A 25,905-nucleotide genomic window follows, 5' to 3' on the forward strand; every position below is an offset into this window, starting at 1 on the left:
GAAATGTCCCCAATGATAAGTGACGAGTGACTTAGGTTCCAATCACGGTTCTACTGCAGTGCCGCCGCGCCGCCCACAATCTCGGAAATTTCCTTGGTAATTGCCGCTTGGCGGGCACGATTCAGATTCAATGTCAGCTTCGCGATGATCTCTACGGCATTATCCGTGGCCGAACTCATCGCCGTCATTCTGGCCCCGTGCTCACTGGCCTTTGATTCCAAGAGGGCACGGTAAACAATGGTTTCCACATAGGAAGGCAATAGGGCATCCATTACTCCTGCTTCAGATGGCTCATAGATATACTCAACAGGCTTCTGGTCATTTCCTTGTACGGGCTCCACAGGCAGAAGCTTTAGTGTCACCGGTTTCTGGGACATGGCCGTCTTGAATTCGGTATACATTAAATAAATTTCATCAAAAACGCCCTCTAAATACAAAGCTGTGACCCTTTTGGCCAGCTCCCTGCCTTGAATAAAAGTCGGGTTGTCTCCGATATTGATGTATTCTTCCGTGATCTCCCGTCCCCGGCGCCGGAAATAATCCCGGCCTTTTCGGCCAATGGCGACAATCCCGGCCTGATGATCGGTACCTGCTAAAAAAGTGTCCGTCATGCGCATCACATTGGCATTAAATCCGCCGCACAAACCCCGGTCGCCTGAGATCACTACCAATCCCACTTTTTTCACTTCCCGGGCTTCGAGCAAAGGATGGGAATAATCCTGGGCGCTTCCTGCCAAACGACCCAATACCTCTTGAATCTTCTTGGCGTAAGGACGGGCGGCCAGCACACTTTCCTGGGCTCTTCTCAACTTGGCCGCGGAGACCATTTTCATGGCTTTTGTGATCTGCTGGGTATTTTTCACGCTCCGGATCCGCCTTCTAATATCCCGCGCAGTTGCCATACAGTATCACCACCTTTTGGTGTTAGTTGGCGGCAAAATCACCCTATTAAGGCTTACATAAAAGTTTTCTTAAATTCGGTAATGGCCGTCTTTAATTGTTCGATGATTTCATCGGATAATTTCTTTTCATCCCGGATGGTCTGCAGTATTTCCGGCTTGGAGTTGTGCAGATAATTGAGCAATCCTTTTTCAAAGCCCAGTATTCTCTTCACCTCAATGTCGTCGCAGAAGCCGTTTCCGGCGGCATAAATACCTACTACCTGTTCTTCTACGGGCATGGGAGAATACTGGTCCTGTTTCAGGATTTCTACCATTCTTTCCCCCCGGGACAGGGTGGCCTGGGTGACCTTATCCAGATCAGATCCGAATTGGGCAAATGCGGCCAATTCCCGGTATTGGGCCAGGTCCATACGGAGCCGGCCGGCCACCTGCTTCATGGCTTTAATCTGGGCCGATCCCCCTACCCGGGACACGGAAATACCTACGTTAATGGCAGGACGGACGCCGGAAAAGAACAGATCCGACTCTAAGAAAATCTGTCCGTCGGTAATGGAAATCACGTTCGTCGGAATGTATGCGGAAACGTCACCGGCCTGGGTTTCGATAATCGGCAGTGCGGTCATGGATCCGCCGCCCATCTCGTCGCTCAATTTCGCCGCCCGCTCCAATAGACGGGAGTGGAGGTAGAAAACGTCTCCGGGAAATGCTTCCCGGCCGGGCGGTCGTTTTAAGAGCAGGGATAATTCGCGGTAGGCCGCCGCCTGCTTGGACAAGTCATCATAAATAACCAGCACATGGCCTCCATTGTACATGAAATACTCGCCCATGGCAGCGCCGGAGTATGGCGCAATATAGAGCAAAGGAGCCGGTTCGCTGGCCGTTGCGGAGACCACAATGGAATATTCCATGGCGCCGAACTGCTCCAGCTTTTGGACCACGCTCGCCACGGTGGATGCCTTTTGGCCGATGGCCACATAAATACAAATAACGCCTTTGCCCTTTTGATTAATAATGGTATCAATGGCTACAGCCGTTTTCCCCGTCTGGCGGTCGCCGATGATCAGTTCCCGCTGGCCGCGGCCAATGGGTACCAGGGAGTCAATGGCTTTTAAACCGGTTTGCAAAGGTTCATAAACAGATCGTCTTTTCACCACACCGGGGGCCGGAGATTCCACCGCCCGGTAATGTTCCGTTTTGATGGGCCCTTTTCCGTCCAGGGGCTCCCCTAAAGGATTGACCACCCGGCCGATCAGCGCTTCCCCTACGGGAACCTCCATGATCCGGCCTGTGCGTTTTACTTCGTCCCCTTCTTGAATCTCGGTGTACGGTCCCAAAATAACACAACCGATGTTATCTTCTTCCAGGTTCAAGACCATCCCGGACACGCCGTTGGAGAATTTGATCAACTCTCCGGCCATAGCATTCTTCATGCCATAAATCCGGCAGATGCCGTCACCTACATTGATCACTGTGCCCACTTCAGAAACGTCCACATCAGCTTGATAATTTTCAATCTGCTGTTTTAAAATGGAACTGATTTCTTCATGTCTGATGCTCATTTATTGCTTTCACCCCTATCTTCCCAACTATATCAGTTGGAGGTGTTCTTTTAAAATATTGAGCTGTTTGGCAATACTGCCGTCATAAACCGTATCGCCTATGCGCACAACGATACCGCCAATTAATGACGGATCCACATTTACGGCAGCCTTAACTTTTTTCCCGGTCAGACGGGATAGCTTATCTTCCAATTGTCCGGTCTGAGCTTCCGTTAAAGCCACCGCCGAGCGCACCTTTGCCGTAAGGGTCTGATTCTCGGCAGCTAAAAATTGATTAAATTCTTCCACGATATCTGCCAGAAAAATTTCCCGGGATTTATCAATAATCAGGTTGATAAAATTAAACACCATGGGGTCCACCGCACCGGAAACAGCCTTCTTGATCAGGTCTTTCTTGGCGGCTCCCGGTACTAAAGGGCCATAAAAAAACTTTTTCAAATCCTCCCGGCTCTCCATTAATTCCATGATCAGTTTCAAGTCCGCGGCATATTTGTCCAGGGCATTGTGATTTTTGGCAATTTCAAAAAGCGCTTGGGCATATCGTCTGGCGACTGTTTTATTGATCATTGAATTTCGCCTACCCCTTGAATATATTGATCCACAAGCTCCTGATGCTCTTCAGTGGAAATGGCCTTACCCAGAATCTTTCCGGCCGCAAGCACGGCCAGGGTAGCTACCTCATGACGCAGGGTCGCCACCGCTTTTTCCCTTTCCACCTCAATCGCTTCTCTCGCCTTTTGCAATTCCTTCGCCGCTTCTGACTTGGCGCTGGCCAGAATTTCATCTTTCAGGCTTTCCGCATTTTTCGTCGCCTGTTCCACAATAGCGTGGGCTTCTTCCCGGGCTTTTTTCAGTTCCGCTTCCAAACCGGTTTTAATTTGCTCTGCTGCTTCCCGGCTGGCTTCAGAAGCGTTGATCTGTTCTGCAATATATTTTTTACGCTCGGACATAATCTTCACAAGCGGTTTATAAGCTACAAGTTTTAACAGGAATACCAGCACCACAAAGCAAACCAACTGGACGAGAAATGTGCCGTTTAATCCCAATTCTTGCAGTATCTCCATCAGAATCCTCCTCTCGAGGTAAATGTGGCGTATAAAGAAGGCGACCGCACCTAAAGCCGCCCAATCGCCCTCTTCCCACACGCCGAACCCTAATCAGAATTACTTATTCATTAACAAGAACGCTACCACCACTGCGATAATCGGAAGAGCTTCAATCAGACCGATACTAATGAACATGGTCGTTTGAAGAACACCTTTGGCCTCTGGCTGACGGGCGATCCCTTCAACTGTTTTACTGGAAACGAGAGCGTCACCAATAGCTGCACCGAGAGCTGCCAAACCTACTGCAATACCTGCTGCTAAAGCACCCATGTATATCCCCCCTTTCTCATCTCCGAATTTCACTTCTGTTAAAAATCCTCAATCCAGAAAATCTCCAAAAAATTAATGAGACTCTGCTTCAGCGGCCCCAATGGCCTGAGAAATATAAACAATGGTCAAAACGGTGAAAACAAAAGATTGAATAGCCCCTACAAAAATACTAAACCCGAGCCAGACAATTTGGGGAATAAACCCGCCGAAAACCAATCCCAAAATCGGCATGGACAAAATTAGCGCAATTAAAGTTTCTCCCGCAAAGATATTTCCGTAAAGACGGAAAGCCATGGTGACCGGTTTTGCCAGCAACTCGACTAAATGGATGAAAATAAATGGCGGAAAGGGCTCCAAATAATGTTTGAAATAATGGCCGCGCTGATAATTAATACCCAGGATAATCGCTAAGACATTCACTAAGACTGCCAGGGCAAGGGTCGTGTTCAAATCAGCAGTCGGTGATGCCATGGTCGGCCCTTCCACAATATGGCCAAAGACTCCGAAAGTCAGATTGGGGAATAGTCCCAATAAGTTGGAAAAGAAGATGAAGAGAATCAAGGTGACCAGCAAAGACATTAAATTGGCGCCCCTCTTTTCATCAATATTCGCTTTTACCAACCCGGAAACGAAATCAAAAACCCATTCAAAAAAATTGGCAATCCGTCCGGGATTTCTCATATCCGCCCCCGAACGAACAAAGAAAGCCAGGATTAGCAGAACGGCCATAACAATCCAGGTCATAATCATCGTCTTGGCATTTACTTCAAGTCCGAAAAAGTTCCAGATGACCTGTGCGTGTTCCATATGAGCATCTCACCCCCTTTGAAAAAATTAATTCTTATTTGAATGAATAATACTAATAAAAGCAGAAATCGTGGTATTTAAATGAATAATCAGGGGAACCACCAGCAACCCGGCGCCTGCCGCCATTAGATTGAATATCTCGGGAAGTTTTGCCGCAATATAAAGAGAGGCAATCATAAAAGTAATCCGAATCCCGGCCACTTGCTTCAACAAAAACTTTCCTTGCCAAATATCCATGGCGGAAGCTTTGGTGGTATATTTTATCAACAAATAGGCACAAATCAGGCTGACCGATGTTCCAAACAAAAAGCCGTATACCAGGGTTTTATCTTTCAGGAAAGGCCAGCAGACCAAAGCAACTCCCATCAGGAAAAGTCCCTGCCGGTAAACCCTGGATGTAATCCGTTCAAATTCCACTTGCCTTCATTCCTTCCAGAAGGAAGTTACCAAGGTGTAAATTCCGATCATGCCCACGACCACGCCGCAAATAACTCCCCCCAACATCAACCAAGGATCCGTACCCATTTTTTGATCCAAAAAGCGTCCGGCAAAAAAACCTAAGACCACACAGGTCGCCATTTCGAAACCAATCGTTGAAACAAGCGCAAGTGCCTGTAATACTTTCTGCCGGTCCTTGTCCACCATACATCCTCCTGCCTTTTTCCCAAATATGGCGGTAATCCCCCGGAAAGTCCCCAATTTTCGTATAATCTGGCTAGTATTCTACAGCAAATGTCTTATTCCTGCCGGTGCCAAAAATTAACATGGATCCCACTTCATCCTGTCCGGTGCCAACACCGAATGGACATAAAAATTGCAAGCCATATTCTCACCATCATAAACCAAGGGGACGTGCCGGGCTTTTGATCGGTCCAGCCTCCGCCTAAGACTCCCAATATATAGATCGTCAGATCTGTAGATTGCTCCATCCTTACCAGCCTGGAGCTTTTAGATACGGTTACCCTTGTTTTGCCAGAGTCAATGCTTGCACCTATTATTCATTATTCAATTTTAAAAGAGAATGTATGTATTCATTTGTAAATTTCTCCGCTGCCCACCGGTTCAACGCATCCGGCAAAGCTTCCCGGACCAAGAAATAAACCATCAAACCCTATATTTCGATATCTTTTTACTTATGTTTAAGATAATGTTATGCCTTTGTTCTTCTTTGAACAAGTTGAATTTAGTGCGATATGTTAGATTTTTTGCGCATTTCTTAATATAGCGTTAACATAGAATTAACAGCTATTTCCCCTAAAAAACTTCAATATGGCCCGAACAATCCGCCCGGATGCTTTCCCGTCTCCATAAGGATTCACCGCATTTGCCATTTCATGGTAGGCATGAGGGTTGTCTATCAGCTGTACCGTCTCTTTGATAATTTTTTCTCCATCCGTACCCACCAGTTTGACGGTACCCGCCTCCAATGCCTCGGGTCTTTCCGTGGTATCCCGAAGGACCAGCACAGGTTTGCCCAGGGAAGGAACCTCCTCCTGCATCCCCCCTGAATCGGTGAGTACCAGATAACTCTTCGCCATTAAGTTGGAAAAAGGCTGGTAGTCCAGAGGCTCAATCAAATGAATTCCTCCTGTGCCACATAAAATATCCCGGGCCAGATCCCGTACCAGAGGATTTTTGTGCACAGGAAAAATCACTTCCGTATCCGGTCGCATCTCTTTTATTTTTCGAATGGCCTGGAAAACCCGGGCCATGGGTGCTCCCCAATTCTCCCGGCGGTGACAGGTGACCAGGAGAATCTTTTTCTTCCAGTTTACCTGATCCAAACCTAACCCGGTCAGACAATATTCTTTACCTACCGTCTCCAGCAAAGCATCGATCACGGTATTGCCCGTGACAATAATGCTCTCTTCCGGTACATTCTCCCTGAGTAAATTTTTCTTCGAGGTTTCCGTGGGCGCGAAATGATAGTCGGCCAAACTTCCCGCCATGCGGCGGTTCATTTCTTCCGGAAAGGGGGCGTACTTGTTCCCGGTTCTTAATCCCGCTTCCACGTGTCCCACCTTTATTTGTTGATAATAGGCCGCCAAAGCCGCCACAAATGTGGTGGTGGTATCCCCATGGACCAATACCAAATCCGGCTTTTCCTGTGTTAAAATATCCTTTAAGCCTAAGAGGGCCCCCGCCGTAATGTCATAGAGGGTTTGGCCGTGGCGCATCAGATTCAGGTCATAGTCCGGCACGATGTGAAACAAGTCTAAAACCTGGTCCAGCATTTCCCTGTGTTGAGCGGTGACGGCCACCTGAGAGACAATTTCTCCGGGAAATTTGCTTAATTCTTTCACCACCGGCGCCATCTTGATTGCTTCCGGTCTGGTGCCGAAAACGGAGAGAACTTTAATCATAGTGGAGATTCCTTTCCTAGTAAGTTACGCGTCCTCGGTTTTTATATATCCTTTCTTTTTCAACTTGGCGATATGCTCTCTAACGACAAAATCAATGTTGACGCCAAACTTTTCCTCAATCACAAACATCATGGAAACAGCCGTTTGGGCCACATCCAGTAATTCCTCCGCAATCATTTGTACGACTTCACTTTCCTTTACCGTAACCTGCTCTCCATTTAAACCGCGGAATTTCCCGATCGCTTGGGCCAGTTCACCCGTTTCTTCCATCAGCTTTAAAGCCGTTGATTCCATGGTGGGGGACAGATTATTCAATTTGGGCAAACTAATCGTTTTCGTTACCACACACACTCAACCTCCCTTTAATTTTACCAGTTCCATGCCGACTTCCCGGGCAATCTGACAGGCAAAGGGGTCGGGGTAGTCCCCGTCAAAAATCACTTTTTTGATGCCGCTGGTAGCCATGGCCTTAATGCAGGTGGTGCACGGCTGATTCGTTACATACACCGTGGCCCCGTCCAAGGCTACCCCGTGCCGGGCGGCAAAATTGCAAATATTTGCCTCCGCATGCTGGGCCCGGCAAATTTCCTGGCGCTGGCCCGGGGGAATTTCCAGCTGGTCCCGGAGACACCCTACCTGATCACAGTGGGGTGCCCCAGGCAAAGCCCCATTATAACCGGTACCTAAAATCCGGTTATCCCCGCTCACCGCCACCGCACCCACAGAGCGCCTTAAACAGGTGGACCGGGAAGCAACCAAGTAAGCAATTTCCATAAAATACTGATCCCAACTTTTTCTCATATCCCATCCCCCGATTATTTTGTGCCAAACAGCCGGTCTCCCGCATCTCCCAAACCGGGAACAATGTACCCATGCTCGTTTAAGTGATCATCAATGGCTGCTGTAAAAATATCCACGTCTTCATGGGCTTGATGGACGACCCTGATCCCTTCGGGTGCAGCAATCAGACACATTAATTTCATACTTTTAATGCCCCGGTCTTTCAGAAACCCGATCGCCGCGGCGGCCGATCCTCCGGTGGCAAGCATGGGATCGACAATAATCACATCTCTTTCCTGGATATCATTGGGCAGCTTGCAATAATACTCGACGGGCAGTAAAGTCTCCGGATCCCGGTACAAGCCGATGTGACCGACCTTGGCAGCAGGAATCAGGCGCAGAATACCATTTACCATGCCTAGCCCGGCCCGGAGAATGGGCACGATGGCCACCTTTTTCCCGGCAATCACTTTGGCCTTTGCGGGCGCCACCGGTGTGGTGATATCAACCTCTTCCGTAGGAAAATCTCTCGTCACTTCATAAGTCATCAACATTGCCAGCTCATCGACAAGTTCCCGAAAGGATTTAACCCCCGTATTCTCATCGCGGATCATCGTCAATTTGTGCTGAACCAAGGGATGATCAAATACTTGGACTTTTGCCATGAAAACTCCCATTCCTTTCTATGCTATGACAGGGGACGGCTCCTTGTCACGAAAAAAATAGTTTCCCGCACAAGGAATCGTCCCCTGCCCCTTTTTACAGATCTGCGTAAAGAGGATATTCCTCCGTTAATTCCCGTACCATTTTTCGGGCCGCCCCCAGTTTATCCGGGTCTTTGCCCAAAGACAAAGTAGCATCAATGATCGCCGCTATTTTTCTCACGGCAGCTTCTTTCATTCCTCTGGTTGTTACGGCAGGGGTACCCATTCTGACGCCGCTGGTAACGGAAGGACTTTGGGGATCAAAAGGAATGGCGTTCTTATTTGCCGTGACGCCCACCTCATCTAAGATGTGTTCCCCTTCCTTTCCGGTCAGGCCTTTGTTCCTCAGGTCAATCAATAAAAGATGATTATCGGTGCCGCCGGAAACAAGCCGGAAGCCATAATGGGTTAATTCCTCCGCCAACACCCTGGCATTGGCAATAATCTGCCGCTGATAAAGGATAAAGTCATCCGTCAGGGCCTCTTTAAGAGCCACAGCTTTCGCGGCAATCACATGCATTAAGGGGCCTCCCTGAATGCCGGGGAAAATGGCCTTATCGATCGCTTCCGCGTATTCTTTCCGGCACAGGATCATGCCGCCCCGGGGTCCGCGTAAAGTCTTATGGGTGGTAGTCGTGACCACATCGGCATAAGGGACAGGGCTGGGATGCAATCCGCCCGCCACCAGTCCGGCGATATGGGCCATGTCTACCATCAATTTTGCACCCACTTCATGGGCAATTTTGTGGAACTCGGCAAAATCAAGGGTCCTGGGATAAGCACTAGCCCCCGCCACAATCAGTTTTGGCCTGCACTCCCGGGCAATTCTTCTCACTTCATCATAATCAATCTGTTCCGTTTCTTTATCCACACCGTAAGAGAAAAAATGAAAATATTTTCCTGATATATTCACCGGGCTGCCATGGGTTAAATGGCCGCCATGGGCTAAATTCATCCCCAGAACTGCATCCCCCGGCTGTAAGAGGGCAAAATACACGGCGGTATTGGCTTGAACGCCCGAATGGGGCTGCACATTGGCATGTTCCGCACCAAAAACAGCCTTAGCCCGTTCCCTGGCCAAGTCTTCCGCCAGATCCACACATTCACAGCCGCCATAATACCTTCTGCCCGGATACCCTTCCGCATATTTGTTGGTTAATACAGAACCTTGAGCAGCCATCACGGCCGGGCTGACAAAATTTTCCGAAGCAATCAGCTCGATCTTCTTTTGCTGCCGTGACAATTCCATTTGGAGCACCCGGGCAATTTCCGGGTCTACCTGTTCCACAAAATTCCTACACTCCATTTCCTCCACAAACTCTCCTCCGCATCTTGATGATTATTTATAATATTTCCTTTCCAGCTCGGCAATTTTTTCCACCCGACAGGCATGACGCCCCCCGGAAAATTCAGCGGCAAGCCAGGTTTTTACGATTTCCAGGGCCAAGCCCGGGCCAATCACCCGTTCGCCCATGGTCAGAATGTTGGCGTTATTATGTTCCCGGGACGCCCGGGCGGAAAATACATCATGACATAAAGCGGCCCTGATTCCAGGGACTTTGTTGGCCGCAATGCCGATGCCAATCCCCGTACCGCAAATCAAGATCCCCCGGTCATAAAGCCCCCCGGCCACGGCCTCAGCCACTTTTTCGGCAAAGTCGGGATAATCCACCGCATTCTCGTCGGCAGTCCCGAAGTCTTCAAACTCTATGTTTTCTGTGCGCAGATACGCTTTGATCATTTCCTTCATGCGGAATCCGCCATGATCACTGCCCAGTGCCAGCTTCAACTTGTCCACCTCACAAATTCATAAAATAAAAAAATTCTACAAAAAACAACATTTTCCTTTAAATCAGCAAATTACTTTTTCTATCAGCCGTTCAATGGCTGCTTCCAACTCCTCAGCACACTTTTGATAACGTTCCTCATCTCCCCCGTAAGGATCATCGATATTGACATCCGATAGGCCATGGGGAAAAATAAATTCTCTTAGGGTGTAGGTTTTCTTCTCCGCCCCGGGATCCAGAAATAGCACCTGCTGTTTTTGGATCATGGTCATGGTAAAAATATAGTCTGCCTCCTGAATCAAAGAAGGGGTTAGCCTTCTTGACCGGTGGGAAGAAAGATCAATATGCTTGCTTTTCAACACCGCTGTGGCCCGGGGAGAGGCGGGACATCCGTCGTAAGCCCCTGTGCCGGCGGACAGAATATTGATCTCGTGCGGGCCAATATTTCGCTCTTCAAGTTTGTGTCTCATTAACGCCTCAGCCATGCTGCTGCGGCAGGTATTTCCCGTACAAACAAAAAGTATGGTCCTCTGCTTGTCCACTCATGGTCCCTCCCTAAAAAAGCAATTTTGTTCCTACTGCTACCAAAATGATTCCTCCGGCTATCTCCGCCTTCTCTCCCATCCAGCTTCCCAATCCCCGGCCTAAAAAAAATCCCAGGGCGGTCATCATTCCCGCCACAATGCCCAAAACAGCTACTGTTCCCCAAATCTGGGCTTTCAAAGCGCCTAAGCCAAAACCTACGCTTAAGGCATCAATACTGACACTCCCCGCCAGCATGATCAATCCCCAGAAAGATTCCACAGGCTGGTTTTTCTTCCGGGAAAAATTCAACTGCTTCTTGGCTTGGGGAAGGGAAAACACGACATTTCTTTGCCTGATCACAGCCCAAAGCATGTTTAATCCGATCAGAATCAAGACCACAGCACCGATAATCGTGGCCACATCCCCAATTAAATTTCCCAGCACGATCCCAATCCCCAGCCCGATTAAAGGCATCACAATATGAAACAAGCATACCACGGCAGAGACAATGATGATTCTTTGCTTTCTGATTCCGGTGACGCCAATTCCCACCGCCAGGGCAAAGGCATCCGTTCCCAGGGCTAATGCGATCAAAAGGAGAGTGTATAGGCTCATGCGTTTTTCCTCCAAGACAAAGATTACCCTTATTATATGCCACTTTCCCATTTCATATTTCGGCAGATCCTTTCTAAGAAAACCTAATGGATGAGGGATATTAACAATATCACCATAATGCCCGCCGCAATACCTAATTTGGCATAATTGGGATGCCTGCGTCTTGATTCAGGTCCAATCTCTCCAAACACAATGTACAGCATCGCCCCTGCTGCCGCTGCCAGCAAAAATGAAATAAAATACCGGGAGAAGGAAACCAGCATCAGCCCGATGCATGTACCCAGAGGTGTAAAGATGCTGGTCAGGCCTGTGATGAGAAGAATAGTCCCGCCTCTCATCCCTGCCATTTTCAAAGGGGCGGAGATGGCCATTCCTTCCGGAATATTATGCAGTCCGATCGCCAAAGCAATCAAAAGTCCCAATTGGCCCGCCGCTTCATAACCAACCGCAATCGCCATCCCTTCAGGCAGGTCATGGAGGGCAATGCCGATTGCCACCAGATAGCCCATGTTCAGTAAATAGATGCGGTCTCTGGCCCGGGGCACGCCCAGGGTAATTTTTGACAAAATGAGATCCAGTATTTTTAACAGCAGCACGCCCGCCCCAAATCCGGAAAAAAACTTTGCCGGGGTGCCATAGACCCACGCAGAGGGGATCAGATCCAGGATGGCCACGCCAAACATGATCCCGGCAGCACATCCTAAAGTTAAGGCCAGGAACTTTTCCCCCGGTTTTTGGATCACCACAACCAAAAGTCCGCCCAGGCAGGTGGCTAAACCGGCGACCACGCTATAAAGCAGTATCGTCTGCATCATAGACCTCGCAAAAGCATTTTACTTCAAAATTATTCAATTTTTCGTAATTTATGCCCTAATTAACTCATTCCTTTCCCAAGGCTACAGTCACCGGACCATTACTCAATCATCCAGATCCCCCATATCTATGGTCAATGGGGCGTCTTGTACACCACCCGCCGCCTTGCGAATTCGGTTCATTACCGCAGCTCCCATCCCCTGATGGGAAAATTCTTCAATGAGAATAATTTCCGCCCCGGATAAATCACAATTGCGAAAAGCGGAAAATAACCGGTGGGCAATCCCGGACAGGTCCTGCCGTGATCCCAATACTTCCTGATAATAGGGTACAATTTGGCCTGTCATTTCCTTTTGGGTCTCCTCCGATAAAAGAAGGGCCACCTTTTTTCCTTCCTGTGTCAGGTGCAGAAAAAGCCTTTTCATTTTTTCTTTCCGTTCTTTGGCCTCTCCGGTAATCAGGACCACATCGGCCTCGGGAGAATAATGGGTATATTTCATTCCCGGTGCCCGGGGCACTTTCTTTTCAGTTAAGCCCGGGTCATATTCCACCGGTCCGATGGTGCTCTGTAATTCTTCCCGTGTTACTCCTCCTGGCCGCAAGATCAGGGGCAGGTCACCGGTCACATCCAGGACGGTAGATTCCACCCCCACCTTTGTGGCCCCGCCGTCAAGCACCAAAGGTATTTTTCCGTTCAGATCGGCCCAAACATGTTTTCCCTCCGTGGGACTGGGCTTTCCTGAGGCATTGGCGCTAGGAGCAGCCACCGGAACATTGGCCTCCTTAATCAATGCCAAAGCGACGGGATGCTTGGGCATGCGCACGGCAACCGTATCCAGTCCGGCGGTAACCTCACCCGGTACCAAGGCGCTTTTGGGAAAAATCAAGGTTAATGGTCCCGGCCAAAATTTGTCGATCAAATCATAGGCCTTCTCGGGGACTTCTTTGACCAAAGGAATTAATTGCTCCCTGTCGGCCACATGTACGATCAAAGGATTGTCCGAGGGGCGGCCTTTGGCTAAATAAATTTTTTTCACTGCCTGAACGTCTAATGCGTTTGCCCCCAGCCCATAGACCGTTTCCGTGGGAAAAGCCACCACCTCTCCCTGCTGTAAAAGCCGGGCCCCTTTCTTTAAAGCATTTTGATCAGGTTTTAAGGGGTCCACGATTATGTATTCTGTTTCCATATCTTCACCACCTCATCTTCCTAACGGTAAAGGATCACCCCTAAAAGCCCGGCACCCAGGATGACAAACAGGGGTGATACTTGAGCATATTGTAATACCAAAAAAGAGCATACGCCAATGATGACGGCTTTTGCATCAACCATGGAGGACTGGGCAATAGACAATCCGGCACTGCCAATCAACGCTACGACCATGGGTCTGATTCCTTTAAATACCCTTTGCATCGTTTCCCACTCCCGAAACCTGCTGTAAAACTTGGCGATTAACAGCACAATCAGAAAAGAGGGGGTAATGACGCCGATGGTGGCACCGACAGATCCCCAAAAGCCGCCCGCTTGATAACCCACGAAAGTTGCTAAATTAATGGCAATCGGTCCCGGCGTCATTTGAGAAATGGCAATAATATCCACCATTTGGGACAGTGTCAGCCACCCATGGATCCGTACCACTTCTTTTTCCATCAGCGGGATCATCGCATAGCCCCCGCCGAAAGAAAAAAGGCCGATTTTGAAAAAGGTAAGATACAATTGTATGAGAATAGGCATAACATACTCCTTATTCTGCATTTCTTTCTTATCGGTTACCGGGGATCCGGGTTCCGATACACCGTCCATCCTTATCGTTTCCGATAATACACCGCCCCAAACACGCCGGCTGCCAAAATCGCCCAGATCGGATGCACACCGAACCCAATGATCGCCGCCAGGCCAACCCCGATCATCAGGATGCCCGCCCGATCAAAAACAGCTTTCTTGCCCATATTTACGGCCGCTAAGACCAGAAGCACCGTAACCGCAGGGCCAACCCCCCTGAAAAAAGCCTCTATGTAAGGATTCTCACGAAAGTTCGAGAAAAAAACAGCAATCAAAATAATGATCAGAAAAGAGGGAAGAGCGGCGCCAAAGGTGGCGACAAGAGCGCCGGGGAAGCCGGCGATCCGGTAGCCTACGGAAACTGCGGAATTGATGGCAATCACGCCGGGAGCGGATTGAGAAATCGCGATCATATCTAAAAACTGATCCGATTCCATCCATCTCTTTTTCCGGACAATCGCCTCTTCTATCAGAGGAAGCATGGCATAGCCGCCCCCGATGGTAAAGGCGCCAATCTTAAAAAAAGTTAAAAAAAGGGCCCACCACAAGTTTTCTTCCCGGGTGGGTTGCATTGCTGCTTTTTCCTGGGACACTCTATTCACCTCTTTAGATGTCCGGATACGACTCGATCCCTATGTCCATAATCTTGAGAGATTGTGACGTTGGAAAAACCATAGCTTCGGCACAGGGCAGAAACATCTTCCCCCTGGTGATCGCCGATTTCCAAAAAAATAAATCCGCCCGGCTTTAGCACCCTTTGGGCCTGGGGCACCAACAGCCGGTAGCAGCTTAGCCCGTCCTCCCCGCCATCCAGTGCTAAGCGGGGCTCCTTTTGAACGTCGGCCGGGAGATAAGGAAGCTCCTTCTGGGGAATATACGGGGGATTGGACACGACGATATCATAATCTCCCCCGCCCAAAAATGGTTCCAGCAGGTTTCCCTGCAGAAAAGTAATTTTCCCGGCCACGTCATGGCGGAGGGCATTCCGTCTTGCTACCTCCAAGGCATCTTGTGAGATATCTACGGCATAATATTCCCCTTGGGGATAATATTTAGCCAGGCTAACCACGATCGCCCCGCTGCCGGTACCTACATCAACTACTGCAGGAGCGGCAAAATGTTTCATTTTATCTAGTACCAGTTCCACCAGGCTTTCCGTATCCCACCGGGGAACCAGAACAGCCTCGTTGACTTCAAACGCTAAAGACATAAACTCCTGGATTCCTGTCAAGTACTGCAAAGGATGTTTTTCCCGCCGTTTCTCTACCAATTGGGCATACTTCCGGGCTGCCCCGGCTGAAACAGGCTGATCCAATTGGACCAACAGGTCTTTGTATCCTACCCCGATGCTGAAAGCCAGGAGTATTTCCGCTTCCTGCCGGGCGTTTTCGATTCCCGCGCCGGCCAGAGTTGTTTTTCCCTGGGATAGTAATCCTATCACGGTTTCGCTAAAATCCTTCACTAGTCAACCTTCTTTAATTTTTCCGCCTGATCGGTGGTAATGAGGGCCTCAATGATTTCATCCAACTCCCCTTGAAGGACCCATTCCAGTTTGTGCAGGGTCAGGCCGATGCGGTGATCGGTTACCCGGCCCTGAGGAAAGTTGTAGGTACGAATCCGTTCCGAGCGGTCTCCTGTCCCCACCATGGTCTTTCGGGTATTGGCCAGTTCCCCTTGCTGTTCTTCCTGGTATTTTTCAAGCAATCTGGCCCGTAAAACGCGCATCCCTTTATCCTTATTTTTGATTTGCGATTTTTCATCCTGGCAGGATACCACAATTCCCGTAGGAATATGGGTAATACGCACGGCCGATTGGGTAGTATTCACCGACTGACCGCCGGGCCCGCTGGAGCAAAATACGTCCACCCGAATATCATTGGGGTTGATCTCCACCTCTACCTCCTCGGCTTCCGGAAGCACCGCCACCGTGGCCGCAGAGGTATGCACCCGGCCGCTGGCCTCCGTGTCAGGCACGCGTTGGACCCGGTGCACCCCGCTTTCAAACTTAAGTTTACTGTAGGCTCCTTTTCCTTCAATCAGGAAGATTACTTCCTTGAACCCGCCCAGATCCGTATAATGGGCGTCAAGAACTTCCATACGCCAGCCCTTTTTCTCCGCATACCGGGCATACATTTTAAACAAATCCCCGGCGAACAAACCGGCTTCGTCTCCTCCCGTTCCCGCCCGGATTTCCACAATCACGTTTTTCTCATCATTGGGGTCCTTGGGGAGGAGCAGCACCTTCAGTTCTTTTTCCAGCAGGGATACTTTCTCTGCCAATTCTTCCGCTTCAGATTCCACCATTTCTCTAAAATCATCATCCAGCTTATCCTTAAGCATCATCTTGGCGTCTTCCAGTCCGGCTGTGGCTTTCTTGAATTCTCTAAAGACGCCCACCACATCTTCCAGATCGGAATGGGCTTTGACGTGTTTCTTCCATTCCGTTTGATCCGCAATCACCTCGGGGTTTCCGATCAGCTGGGCCAGCTCCTCATATTTATCTTCCAAAGCCTGCAGCTTATCAATCATCATATCACCTCAACAAAAAATTATCTTACTAAGACTTCTGTTTTTTCCGGCAATACCGCCTTAAGAGCAGTAATCGCCACCTCCAGTTGGGCATCATCGGGTTCCCGGGTAGTCAGTTTTTGCAGCCAAAGGCCGGGAGCTACTAAAAAACGCACCAGCTTAGACTCACAGTGACGGCCGGAAAACTTGATCACCTCATAAGCTAATCCGGCAACCACCGGCATCATCACTAACTTAATTAAGATACGCAGCCATACCGTTGTCTGCCCCACGAAAGTAAAAATAAAAATCATCAGCAGCATTACCATCAAAATGAAGCTGGTGCCGCACCGGGGGTGAATGGTACTGTATTTTCGCGCATTTTCCGGTATTAATTCTTCACCGGCCTCATATGTGGAAAGGGTTTTATGCTCTGCCCCGTGATAGGCAAAAATGCGCTGAATATCCTTCATCCGGCCGATGGCAACCACATACCCAATAAAAAGACCGATCCGGATCAGCCCCTCCAGAGTACTGCGCCCAAACTGCCCGATATAGGGCAGGGCAAAGGCTGCTACCGATACCGGGACGACGATAAATAGGCCGATCCCTAAAACAAGGGCAATTCCCACGGTAACGATTAATTCCCATGAAGTTAACTGCTCTTCTTCCGATTCCCCCACCTGACTGGCAGACCAGGTGATCGCCTGCATGCCTAAAATTAACGACTCAAACAAGGAGACACACCCTCTGAGGATGGGCCACTTCAGCACAGGGAATCTTTCTCTTAAAGGAACACGGGTACTTTCTTTCAAAACAATTTCGTTGGAAGGCTTGCGCACAGCAATCGCGCTGCCCCCTGCACCCAACATCATCACGCCTTCGATCACAGCCTGACCACCATATTGAAATGGCTTCGCCATTTTAGCACCTTCTTTCTACCTAAAACACATTATACTCAATTAAAGTATTCCAGGCAAGACGGGGAAAATAAAGAAAGAGCAGAGCACTTGAGCTCTGCTTTTATTTGATGCCGTATTTTTTCTTAAATTTATCAACACGCCCACCTTGTTCCACCAGCAATCTCTTGCTTCCTGTGTAGAAGGGGTGACATTGCGAACAAACCTCCACCCTGATGCTCTTTTTGGTAGAGCCGGTGGTAAATTTATTACCGCATGCGCAAACAACTTCTACTTCCTGGTATTTCGGATGAATACCTTCTTTCATGCCCGTCACCTCTTTTCTTACCCTAACTTGACCATTTTATGTCAACGGGCAACATTATAGCATATTGGGATTAATTTGTAAACAGCAAAACTGGAACACGTCAAGGGCATCGGAGAATCATTACACCGCGCTTTTCAATTCAAGAACCGTCCCTGAATTACTCACGCATCACGGCTCTGGAATAGTTGCCTATTTCCAAATCAGGTACTTCCTGCCGCAGCATGCTGATCATGCCGGGAATTCCCCTTGTTTTGTACTTCCTTTCGGGAAGGATTGTTAAAAAATACGCCGGATCAATATTTAAATTTCTTAATTGTACTTTTTTCACTTCCGCCCTCTTGATTAAATCGATTAAACCTTTTATTTCAGATTCGTCATCGGTAAAGCCGGGAAAGGCCAGCAAATTTAGGGAAGTAAAAACCCCTGCCCGGGCGGCATAAGCCAGTGAATCAATCACGTTCCCCATGCCATAATTTCGGGGACGATGATAGGCGTGATAGATTTGGGCCGTAGGGCTGATCATGCTTACCCGCATCGCATCGATACCAGCATCCACAATCTTTTTAATATTTGCCGTATGCCCTGCGTTGGTGTTGATGTTGATCGTCCCCTGAGCGGTCTCCTTGCGCACCTGTTTGATACTTTCCGCAATCAAGCCGGCCTGAAGAGACGGCTCTCCTTCACAGCCCTGGCCGAAGCTGATCATGGCATTCTCTCCGCTATGCAGATGGGGCACAGCCAATTCAACAATTTCCTGGACGGTGGGGACAAAATTCAATCGTCTCTGGGGCGCCGGACAGCATTCTGAGGGTTGAGATGAAATGCATCCCACACACAGGGCATTGCATTCCGGCGAAACGGGGATTCCCCCTTCCCACCTGCCGTAAAAAATGTTTTGGGCGGTAAAGCAGCCGTATTCCAAAGAACAGGTAGCCAATTGAGCTACCAGCCGGTTTTGGGGAAACTCCCGCTTTTTTCTATTTACCCGTTCCGGCAGATCATGTGTATGATAATTTTCCGGGTTCCAGAGAAAATCCTCATCGGTCTGAACTGCCGCCACCACAAATTTGCCCCGGTGAAGGCCTACTGCCGTATAACCCAACAAGGGAAGAGTTTTTTGCCCTTTCGCACCGGCATAGGCAGGCACCAGGGTCCGTGTAAAGCCTTGAGGAAGCAAAGCCCCTACCGCCCAAACCCTTTCTTTGTTTCTCCTGTACGGATTAAAGCCTAAGGACAGGAACTTCCCCGTGTGCCTGTCTATCCCCAGCGGGAGCCGGCCGGGCAGGGCAGTCAGGGTGGCTCCCTGGGGAAGAGGAATCAGCTCATCCGGTCGGGGAGAGACAAGAGAGAATCCTGTCCGTCCGGCCATCTTCAGGCCAGGCAGATCCAATAACTCGCCGTTACTTCGGGCAAAAAGCAGATTAGGCACGCATACCATCCTTTACTAAAAAAGTCCGGGACTCGGGATCCGGGTACCGGGAAACCATCAAAGCAGGAATTCGGGTCCTGGGATTGCCAAAAAAATAAGGCGATAAACTATATCGCCTTTTAATGTATGTTACCTGAATAAGAAAGTCAAGTGAGAATTATAATTTAGGCAAATAACGCATCGGATCCACTGTCTTGCCGTTTACATGAATTTCCAGGTGCAAGTGAGGACCGGTGGTTCTACCCGTATCACCCACCCGGGCAATTATTTGCCCCTTATTTACCTGCTGTCCTTTTTTGACAAGCAGTTTAGAGGCATGTCCGTAAACAGATTGTATTTCATTGCCGTGATCAATGGTAATAGAGTACCCATAAATAGCGCGCCATCCTGAAAAAATCACGTTCCCGGCTTCTACGGCCCGGATTGGTGTTCCCGTCTTGGCGGCAATATCCGTTCCATGGTGAAAACCGCTTTTTCTCCACCCGTAACCGGAACTGATGATCCCCATTACCGGCAGAGACAATCCGCTTAGTCCCCGGGAGGCGACATTGAGCGCAGGTTTGGCAGCGACTCTGACAGGGGTCATTTCCTCAGCACTTTGTACCGGTATCTTGATCACCTGGCCGATTTTTAGCCTGCCTGGATCGGTAATTTGGTTGTAGCTAACCAGATCATCCACATGGACCCCGTATTTTTGAGCAACATTCCACAAGGTATCTCCCGCTTCCAAAGAATAGTTAATTTCCGGTTCCCTGGGGACATAAATACGCTGTCCTTGAAGAACCCTTGCGTCCGTATCTAAATTATTCATGGCTGCCAGCAGCTCAAAATCAACTCCGTAGTGTTGGGAAATCCTGCTCAGGGTATCTCCCGCTTCCACATAGTAGGTAATCCGGTAGGAATTTTCATTCTCTTCCTCAGTGGCGGAAACCTGTATGGGAAACAATATGAATAGGACAGCGGTCATCACGGCAATGTATTTTGTGGCTTTATTCATGCATTTCCAACTCCTTCCTGAGAACCACTCGTCCTATATAATTGACAAAAGGTGGGAAAAATATACGCAGGAGAAAGCTCAGAGCTTTTTTCTGGATCCGGGAACCGGTTACCGGGTACCGGGAAAACAAAAAAGATAGGTCCGGTCGTATGCCATCTCTATCTCTTTCGATAATTTGATCTCAGGTTTCTGTACACCTTTGCTGAGTCCACAAATTTTCCCAGACCGTCTCCTCGACTCTTGAAAAGCCTACTCGGGGAACAGCTTTGGTAAGGCTCTAAGCAAATCCGCATTGGTTTTGGTTTTATCCAGGGCATCTATAAGCATTTCCGTTACTTCCACACTGTTCATGGAAGCCGTGATGCGGCGGAAATGCCACATTAACTCAATTTCCTCTTTGTTTAGCAGCAGATCTTCCCGTCTGGTCCCGGACCGTTTCAGGTCAATGGCAGGGAATAATCTTCTTTCCGCCAGCTTCCGGTCCAGCACCAGCTCCATGTTGCCGGTACCCTTAAATTCTTCAAAGATCACATCGTCCATCCGGCTTCCCGTTTCGATCAGGGCCGTGGCCAATATGGTCAGGCTGCCCCCCTCTTCAACTTTACGGGCCGCGCCAAAAAACCTTTTCGGTTTATGTAAAGAGATAGGATCCAATCCCCCGGACAAGGTTCTGCCGCTGGGAGGAATGACCAGGTTGTTGGCCCGGGCCAGCCGGGTAATACTATCCATGAGGATCACCACATCCCTTTTATGTTCCACCAGCCTTTTTGCCCTTTCCAATACCATGTCGGCAACTTTGACATGATTTTCCGGCAGTTCATCAAAAGTGGAACTGATGACTTCCGCTTTCACGGAACGGGAAATATCGGTTACTTCCTCCGGACGCTCGTCAATGAGCAGGATCATCAGCTTGACATCCGGATAATTTTGACTGATACTGTTGGCGATCTTTTTCAGCAGGGTGGTCTTTCCTGCCTTTGGAGGCGCCAGAATCAATCCTCTCTGTCCCTTTCCCAGGGGAGCAATCAGATCGATCATCCGGGTCGCCAGGTCCCGTTCTTTCGTTTCCAGAGTAATTCTCTCCTGGGGATAAATGGGCGTAAGTCCCTCAAAATGGGACCTTTCGGGGGAAAACTCCGGGTCCATATCATTGATAGATTCTACCCTGAGCAAAGCATAATATTTTTCGCTATCTTTCGGTTTTCTGATTTGACCTGCCACGCAGTCACCTGTACGCAAATCAAATCTTCGTATTTGAGAGGGAGATACATACATATCTTCCGCACTGGGCAAATAGCCCACAGGCCGTAAAAAGCCATAACCGTCCGGCAAACGTTCCAGGATTCCTTTGGCAAAAAGCAGCCCGTCTTTTTCCGTTTTTGTCTTCATAATTTCCAAAATCAATTCTTTTTTATGCAATTGATAATACCGCGGAATTTCCAATTCCCGGCCGATTTTATATAATTCGGCCATGGTCTTGGCTTCCAAATCCGCAACTGACATATGAACCTCCTACAAACTTTTCTTTTTTTATTTTTTATTGAATCACGGTACTGTTGATTCGTCTTTTCCGGTTCCGAAAATTCCTGATCAGATACAAGGAAATAAAATAAACAGCCACACTGCTTATCAGGGCATTAATCACACTGCCCAAAAAAAAGGCATCGCTTAAATTTTTGATACTGTCCAGGCTCAAAGAAAATCCCTTCGGCACATCTACCTTTTCCACCGGTCGCCCCAGAATAATGCGTCCCACAAAAATATTGGCGGCATAAAAGGGTAGAATCAGCCATTTAAGAGCAAGAGAAGTAACCACGGCGGAAATGCGGTTTACTCTTCCTATCGTGGCAAACAGATAAGCAAATATGGCTCCCAACCCAAAAGTGGGCAGAAAATCTACCCCAACACCAATTGCAATTCCTTTGGCAATTAACTCAGGTTTTCCCCTCAAGCGCATAATTCTTAACATTTTTAAACGAAGCCAGCGCCTACACTTCATTATTTGTTAATTCTCCCCCGCAAATAAGTCGTCTGTCATCCGCAGCAACAAAAGTCAACCGGAAATACTCTGGCAAGGTAATCATTGTTTGGTGAAAATTATTTTTGAAAAAACAGGAGATAACAATGATGTGACTAGAAAGCCCTGGGGCTTTTTACAGAATTAGGGATCCGGGTACCGGAATTGACAATACCCCAAAGCCCACTGGTGGGGTCGACAAAAACTCTCTTCGTGCTCAGATTGCAAAAAAGTCTTCCAGCGAAGCAGGAAGACTTTCACTTTAGTTAGAGTATACCACCAAAAAAGTTTTTTAGTCAATCATTCCCTGAACAGTTCTAAAATTTCACAAATAAAACACCTTTGCCCCATCCGGAACCTGGATTAACACATCACATTCAATTTTCCAATTAAGGGCTTTTTAGCAAAGATATGCGTGGCTTCAATGAACCGGATCGTTCCTGTTTTTGCTCTCATTACCAAAGAATATGTTTTTGCCCCCGTGGCATTATATTCTACACCTTTGAGCAAACTGCTGTCCGTAATGCCGGTAGCGCTAAAAATGACATCATCTCCCCGCACCAGATCATTCATGGTGAGCATGCGATTCACATCACCGATTCCCATCGTTAAGGCCCGATTATACTCTTCTTCGTTGGTAGGCATTAGCCGCCCCTGCATTTCTCCTCCTAAACACTTCAGAGCGGCCGCAGCAATTACGCCTTCAGGGGCCCCTCCGATACCCATCATCACGTCAACGCCCGACCCGGCTACGGCTGCTGCTACAGCAGGGGATACATCCCCGTCTGAAATAAGCCTGATCCGTGCCCCGCAGTCCCGGACGTCCTTAATCACCTGCTCATGCCGGTCCCGGTCCAAAATCACCACAGTAAGGTCGTTGAGAGATTTTTTCAAGGCGCTTGCCACTGCTTTCAGATTGTCCCTGACCGGGGCATCCAGGCTAATTTTCCCGGCGGCTCCCGGGCCCACGGCAATTTTATTCATATACATATCCGGGGCATGGAGCAGGCATCCTGATTCCGCCACGGCCAACACGGCAATGGCCCCGTTAAGGCCTTTGGCGACCAAATTTGTTCCTTCCAGCGGATCAACGGCTACATCCAGCTTGGGATGACTGCTGTGGCCCAGCTTTTCTCCGATATAAAGCATGGGAGCTTCATCAAGCTCACCTTCCCCGATCACCACGGTACCGTTCATGGCAATGGTATCAAAAACCGCTCTCATGGCCTTTACGGCAGCGTCGTCTGCGGCAATTTTATCACCCCGGCCCATCCATCTGGCTGAGGCCAAAGCGGCTGCTTCCGTGACACGTACGAATTCCAAAGTGAATTCTCTTTCCATCCGGTTCTCCTCCCAAAATTATTTATTCTTTACGCTCTCCCAGTCAGCTAAAAATTTAGCGATGCCTGCATCCGTCAAGGGATGCTTGACCATCTGCATCAGTACTTTAAAGGGAACGGTGGCAATATCGGCACCCGCCAGGGCAGCTTGAGAAACATGGATGGGGTGCCTGATACTGGCGGCAATGATTTTTGTGGAAAGATAATAATTTTTGAAAACTGCCACCATCTCTTCAATCAGATGCATGCCATCATGGCTGACATCATCCAACCGTCCCACAAAGGGACTGACAAAGGCAGCCCCCGCCCTTGCCGCGAGAAGAGCCTGGTTGGTAGAAAAGATCAGCGTCATGTTCACCTTAATATTATCATGCCTTAAAATATGGGTAGCCTTTAAACCCTCGGGCGTGATGGGAATCTTGATCACAATATTGGGGTGAATTTTTGCCAGTTCCCTTGCCTCTTCCACCATGCCCCCGCTTTCCAGGGAAACAACCTCCGCACTGATGGGACCGTCCACCAGGGAAACGATTTCTTTCACCACTTGTTGAAAGTTTCTGCCCTCTTTCGCAATCAAAGAAGGGTTTGTGGTAACCCCGGAGATCACCCCCAGCGCGTGGGCTTCCCGGATCTCTTGAATATTGGCACTGTCAATAAACAATAACAATGTTTGCACCTCCAGCTAGAACAAATCCCCTATTCATTATTAATTTCAAAAAGGGGAAAAAATGATACTTGGGAAAAAAGAAATTAAAGAGCAGGGCATCCTGCTCTTTTTTTATCCTTAGCCCTTACCGGCGCTTCCAAACAGCCTGATCTTTTCCCGGATCACTGCAGTCATGGCTTTTTTTGCCGGCCCTAATACCTTTCTCGGGTCAATTTCACCGGGGTCTTGGGCGATTACTTCCCGCACCCCTTTCACAAAAGCCTCTCGAATATTTGTATCTATATTTACTTTTCTTACACCGAGCCGAATCGCCTCCCGGATGGCCTCATCCGGAACCCCGGAGGAGCCATGCAGTACAATGGGTATCTTTACCAAAGACTTAATTTTTTCCAATCGGGGGAAATCAAGCTTCGGTTCCCCTTTATACTGGCCATGGGCGGTGCCGATGGCGATCGCTAAAGCATCGACTCCCGTTGCTTCCGCAAAGATTCTCGCTTCCTCCGGATCGGTAAAAAGAGCCTCTCTCTCATGTACGGTAATGTCGTCTTCCGTGCCGCCGATTTTCCCCAATTCCGCTTCCACGGAAACGCCCACGGCCCGGGCCACCTCCAGCACTCTTTTGGTGATCTCAATATTCTGGTCCAAAGGCAGTTTGGAACCGTCCATCATCACGGAAGAAAAACCATATCGAATACACTGCATCACCTGGGCAAAACTGGTTCCATGGTCAAGATGCAAGGCGATGGGAACTGTTGCCTGATCTGCAGCAATTTTTGCCAATGCCACAATATAGGCTAGTCCGGCGTACTTGATCGCACCTTGACTGGCCTGAATAATCACGGGAGATTTTTCCGCTTCCGCGGCATCTACAATCGCTTGAATAATCTCCATGTTATTACAATTAAACGCCCCGACAGCATACCCTTCTCTCTCAGCTTTTTCGAGTAAATCCTTTACTGGAACTAAAGACATTCATTTCACCGTCCTAGATTATTTTTTCCATTGTCCTTTTTTTCTTTTTGGCTTGTGCACGTTCTTAATCACAAATCCTTGATCCGATAATTCTATTTTCCCCAATTGTTTTAATGTTAAAAGGTCTTCTTTGGTTTCGGCAAAAATAATTCCCCTGTTGCCGCAATCACTGCACACCATTTCTAAACGGTCCGGCAAAATATCCAAATCAATATTATGATTGCCGCATTTGCACGTAATAGCACCTTCGGCAGAAATATTGTTTAAGTATTCCAAAACCTGATACATCACATCCGGGTTATCAAAAAACTCCTCAAAACCGGTGTCTTCAATTAAATCCGCAAATGTGCGCTCTTGATTTTTTACGGCATCCTTCACCTTTTCCTTAGACCCGACAAAGCCAATCTCCAAACCGGTGTCCAAGCATACCAAAGGAAAGGCTTCCGGTGAAAACAGTTCTTTATAACTCAGATAAAACAAGTGGTTTGTCTCACACATGCCGCAGTCGGTTTTTAAAGTAAACTTTTTATAATTTGAAGTAGCAATCACCACCGAACTCGCTCCACAATCACAGTCAAAACACACGCTGCTTTTTCCGGAAAAAGCAAACAGCGAAATGGCATGAAAATTTAATTTTCCACACTTCGGACAGCGCATAGCTAAAACCGTGCCGGTATTAATCACCATCCATGCATCCCCCTTTAAAGCAATGGCCCCGGCCAACTTCAGGAATAAAA

32 protein-coding genes are annotated in these 25,905 nt (G+C 48.5%); all 32 read right to left on the bottom strand.

Annotated elements, in window-relative coordinates; genetic code table 11:
• Nucleotides 1-50 precede the first annotated feature (50 nt).
• On the bottom strand, nucleotides 51-902 hold the full coding sequence (atpG, locus tag DCMF_RS15405; RefSeq protein ID WP_148135243.1) for an ATP synthase F1 subunit gamma: 852 nt from the start codon (nucleotides 900-902) through the stop codon (nucleotides 51-53).
• Between the two features lie 53 nt (nucleotides 903-955).
• A complete protein-coding gene (gene atpA, locus DCMF_RS15410; RefSeq protein ID WP_148135244.1) occupies nucleotides 956-2,461 on the bottom strand; it encodes a F0F1 ATP synthase subunit alpha in 1,506 nt (501 codons plus the stop codon).
• Between the two features lie 27 nt (nucleotides 2,462-2,488).
• Nucleotides 2,489-3,028, bottom strand: coding sequence for an ATP synthase F1 subunit delta (atpH, locus tag DCMF_RS15415; protein ID WP_148135245.1), 540 nt, complete (start codon nucleotides 3,026-3,028; stop codon nucleotides 2,489-2,491).
• Nucleotides 3,025-3,525, bottom strand: a complete 501-nt coding sequence (gene atpF / locus DCMF_RS15420; protein ID WP_148135246.1) for a F0F1 ATP synthase subunit B — start codon at nucleotides 3,523-3,525, stop codon at nucleotides 3,025-3,027. Before atpF ends, atpH begins: the two co-directional genes overlap by 4 nt.
• Nucleotides 3,526-3,624: 99 nt before the next feature.
• Nucleotides 3,625-3,837, bottom strand: coding sequence for a F0F1 ATP synthase subunit C (gene atpE / locus DCMF_RS15425; RefSeq protein ID WP_148135247.1), 213 nt, complete (start codon nucleotides 3,835-3,837; stop codon nucleotides 3,625-3,627).
• 72 nt (nucleotides 3,838-3,909) lie between these two features.
• The gene (atpB, locus tag DCMF_RS15430; RefSeq protein ID WP_148135248.1) at nucleotides 3,910-4,644 is read right to left on the bottom strand and encodes a F0F1 ATP synthase subunit A; all 735 of its coding nucleotides are present in this window, start codon (nucleotides 4,642-4,644) and stop codon (nucleotides 3,910-3,912) included.
• Nucleotides 4,645-4,671: 27 nt separating this feature from the next.
• Nucleotides 4,672-5,061: an ATP synthase subunit I gene (locus tag DCMF_RS15435; RefSeq protein ID WP_148135249.1), complete on the bottom strand. Its 390-nt coding sequence runs from the start codon at nucleotides 5,059-5,061 to the stop codon at nucleotides 4,672-4,674.
• Between the two features lie 6 nt (nucleotides 5,062-5,067).
• Nucleotides 5,068-5,289, bottom strand: coding sequence for an AtpZ/AtpI family protein (locus DCMF_RS15440; RefSeq protein WP_148135250.1), 222 nt, complete (start codon nucleotides 5,287-5,289; stop codon nucleotides 5,068-5,070).
• 593 nt (nucleotides 5,290-5,882) lie between these two features.
• The gene (gene wecB / locus DCMF_RS15445; RefSeq protein WP_148135251.1) at nucleotides 5,883-7,007 is read right to left on the bottom strand and encodes a non-hydrolyzing UDP-N-acetylglucosamine 2-epimerase; all 1,125 of its coding nucleotides are present in this window, start codon (nucleotides 7,005-7,007) and stop codon (nucleotides 5,883-5,885) included.
• Nucleotides 7,008-7,031: 24 nt separating this feature from the next.
• Nucleotides 7,032-7,301: a MazG-like family protein gene (locus tag DCMF_RS15450; protein WP_148137928.1), complete on the bottom strand. Its 270-nt coding sequence runs from the start codon at nucleotides 7,299-7,301 to the stop codon at nucleotides 7,032-7,034.
• A gap of 57 nt (nucleotides 7,302-7,358) precedes the next feature.
• Nucleotides 7,359-7,808 carry a deoxycytidylate deaminase gene (locus DCMF_RS15455; protein ID WP_148135252.1) on the bottom strand — a complete coding sequence of 150 codons (450 nt, stop codon included), beginning with the start codon at nucleotides 7,806-7,808 and terminating at the stop codon, nucleotides 7,359-7,361.
• Between the two features lie 14 nt (nucleotides 7,809-7,822).
• Nucleotides 7,823-8,452: a uracil phosphoribosyltransferase gene (gene upp, locus DCMF_RS15460; protein ID WP_148135253.1), complete on the bottom strand. Its 630-nt coding sequence runs from the start codon at nucleotides 8,450-8,452 to the stop codon at nucleotides 7,823-7,825.
• 94 nt (nucleotides 8,453-8,546) lie between these two features.
• Nucleotides 8,547-9,797 (bottom strand): serine hydroxymethyltransferase, encoded by a 1,251-nt coding sequence (locus DCMF_RS15465; RefSeq protein ID WP_148137929.1) that lies wholly within the window; start codon nucleotides 9,795-9,797, stop codon nucleotides 8,547-8,549.
• A 33-nt stretch (nucleotides 9,798-9,830) separates the two neighbouring features.
• Entirely contained in the window at nucleotides 9,831-10,280 is a 450-nt protein-coding gene (gene rpiB / locus DCMF_RS15470; protein WP_148135254.1) for a ribose 5-phosphate isomerase B, read from the bottom strand.
• Between the two features lie 63 nt (nucleotides 10,281-10,343).
• On the bottom strand, nucleotides 10,344-10,820 hold the full coding sequence (locus DCMF_RS15475) for a low molecular weight protein arginine phosphatase (RefSeq protein WP_236860034.1): 477 nt from the start codon (nucleotides 10,818-10,820) through the stop codon (nucleotides 10,344-10,346).
• A gap of 13 nt (nucleotides 10,821-10,833) precedes the next feature.
• A complete protein-coding gene (locus tag DCMF_RS15480) occupies nucleotides 10,834-11,418 on the bottom strand; it encodes a manganese efflux pump MntP (RefSeq protein WP_148135255.1) in 585 nt (194 codons plus the stop codon).
• 83 nt (nucleotides 11,419-11,501) lie between these two features.
• A complete protein-coding gene (locus DCMF_RS15485; RefSeq protein ID WP_236860035.1) occupies nucleotides 11,502-12,233 on the bottom strand; it encodes a ZIP family metal transporter in 732 nt (243 codons plus the stop codon).
• A gap of 102 nt (nucleotides 12,234-12,335) precedes the next feature.
• Entirely contained in the window at nucleotides 12,336-13,418 is a 1,083-nt protein-coding gene (locus DCMF_RS15490) for an L-threonylcarbamoyladenylate synthase (protein WP_148135256.1), read from the bottom strand.
• A 20-nt stretch (nucleotides 13,419-13,438) separates the two neighbouring features.
• Nucleotides 13,439-13,963 carry a chromate transporter gene (locus DCMF_RS15495; RefSeq protein WP_148135257.1) on the bottom strand — a complete coding sequence of 175 codons (525 nt, stop codon included), beginning with the start codon at nucleotides 13,961-13,963 and terminating at the stop codon, nucleotides 13,439-13,441.
• A gap of 71 nt (nucleotides 13,964-14,034) precedes the next feature.
• A complete protein-coding gene (locus DCMF_RS15500) occupies nucleotides 14,035-14,604 on the bottom strand; it encodes a chromate transporter (protein ID WP_214658639.1) in 570 nt (189 codons plus the stop codon).
• 5 nt (nucleotides 14,605-14,609) lie between these two features.
• Nucleotides 14,610-15,473 carry a peptide chain release factor N(5)-glutamine methyltransferase gene (gene prmC / locus DCMF_RS15505; protein WP_148135258.1) on the bottom strand — a complete coding sequence of 288 codons (864 nt, stop codon included), beginning with the start codon at nucleotides 15,471-15,473 and terminating at the stop codon, nucleotides 14,610-14,612.
• A complete protein-coding gene (gene prfA / locus DCMF_RS15510; RefSeq protein WP_148137933.1) occupies nucleotides 15,473-16,540 on the bottom strand; it encodes a peptide chain release factor 1 in 1,068 nt (355 codons plus the stop codon). The genes prmC and prfA overlap by 1 nt, the downstream gene beginning before the upstream one ends.
• Before the next feature lie 20 nt (nucleotides 16,541-16,560).
• Nucleotides 16,561-17,442, bottom strand: coding sequence for a DUF1385 domain-containing protein (locus DCMF_RS15515; RefSeq protein ID WP_148135259.1), 882 nt, complete (start codon nucleotides 17,440-17,442; stop codon nucleotides 16,561-16,563).
• Nucleotides 17,443-17,542: 100 nt separating this feature from the next.
• Nucleotides 17,543-17,746 (bottom strand): 50S ribosomal protein L31, encoded by a 204-nt coding sequence (rpmE, locus tag DCMF_RS15520; protein ID WP_148135260.1) that lies wholly within the window; start codon nucleotides 17,744-17,746, stop codon nucleotides 17,543-17,545.
• A gap of 157 nt (nucleotides 17,747-17,903) precedes the next feature.
• Nucleotides 17,904-19,175, bottom strand: coding sequence for a radical SAM family protein (locus DCMF_RS15525; RefSeq protein ID WP_236860036.1), 1,272 nt, complete (start codon nucleotides 19,173-19,175; stop codon nucleotides 17,904-17,906).
• Nucleotides 19,176-19,332: 157 nt separating this feature from the next.
• Nucleotides 19,333-20,172, bottom strand: a complete 840-nt coding sequence (locus tag DCMF_RS15530; RefSeq protein ID WP_148135262.1) for a peptidoglycan DD-metalloendopeptidase family protein — start codon at nucleotides 20,170-20,172, stop codon at nucleotides 19,333-19,335.
• A gap of 249 nt (nucleotides 20,173-20,421) precedes the next feature.
• Nucleotides 20,422-21,675 (bottom strand): transcription termination factor Rho, encoded by a 1,254-nt coding sequence (gene rho / locus DCMF_RS15535; RefSeq protein WP_148135263.1) that lies wholly within the window; start codon nucleotides 21,673-21,675, stop codon nucleotides 20,422-20,424.
• A 34-nt stretch (nucleotides 21,676-21,709) separates the two neighbouring features.
• Entirely contained in the window at nucleotides 21,710-22,171 is a 462-nt protein-coding gene (locus DCMF_RS15540) for a DUF2062 domain-containing protein (RefSeq protein WP_148135264.1), read from the bottom strand.
• 381 nt (nucleotides 22,172-22,552) lie between these two features.
• Entirely contained in the window at nucleotides 22,553-23,530 is a 978-nt protein-coding gene (glpX, locus tag DCMF_RS15545) for a class II fructose-bisphosphatase (RefSeq protein ID WP_148135265.1), read from the bottom strand.
• An 18-nt stretch (nucleotides 23,531-23,548) separates the two neighbouring features.
• Entirely contained in the window at nucleotides 23,549-24,196 is a 648-nt protein-coding gene (gene fsa, locus DCMF_RS15550; protein ID WP_148135266.1) for a fructose-6-phosphate aldolase, read from the bottom strand.
• 117 nt (nucleotides 24,197-24,313) lie between these two features.
• Entirely contained in the window at nucleotides 24,314-25,168 is an 855-nt protein-coding gene (locus DCMF_RS15555; protein WP_148135267.1) for a class II fructose-1,6-bisphosphate aldolase, read from the bottom strand.
• 18 nt (nucleotides 25,169-25,186) lie between these two features.
• Complete coding sequence (locus DCMF_RS15560; protein WP_148135268.1) at nucleotides 25,187-25,855, bottom strand: hypothetical protein; 669 nt, start codon at nucleotides 25,853-25,855, stop codon at nucleotides 25,187-25,189.
• Nucleotides 25,856-25,905: the final 50 nt, after the last annotated feature.

Source organism: Candidatus Formimonas warabiya (genome assembly GCF_002777255.1).
Classification (GTDB): Bacteria; Bacillota; Dehalobacteriia; order Dehalobacteriales; family Dehalobacteriaceae; genus Formimonas; species Formimonas warabiya.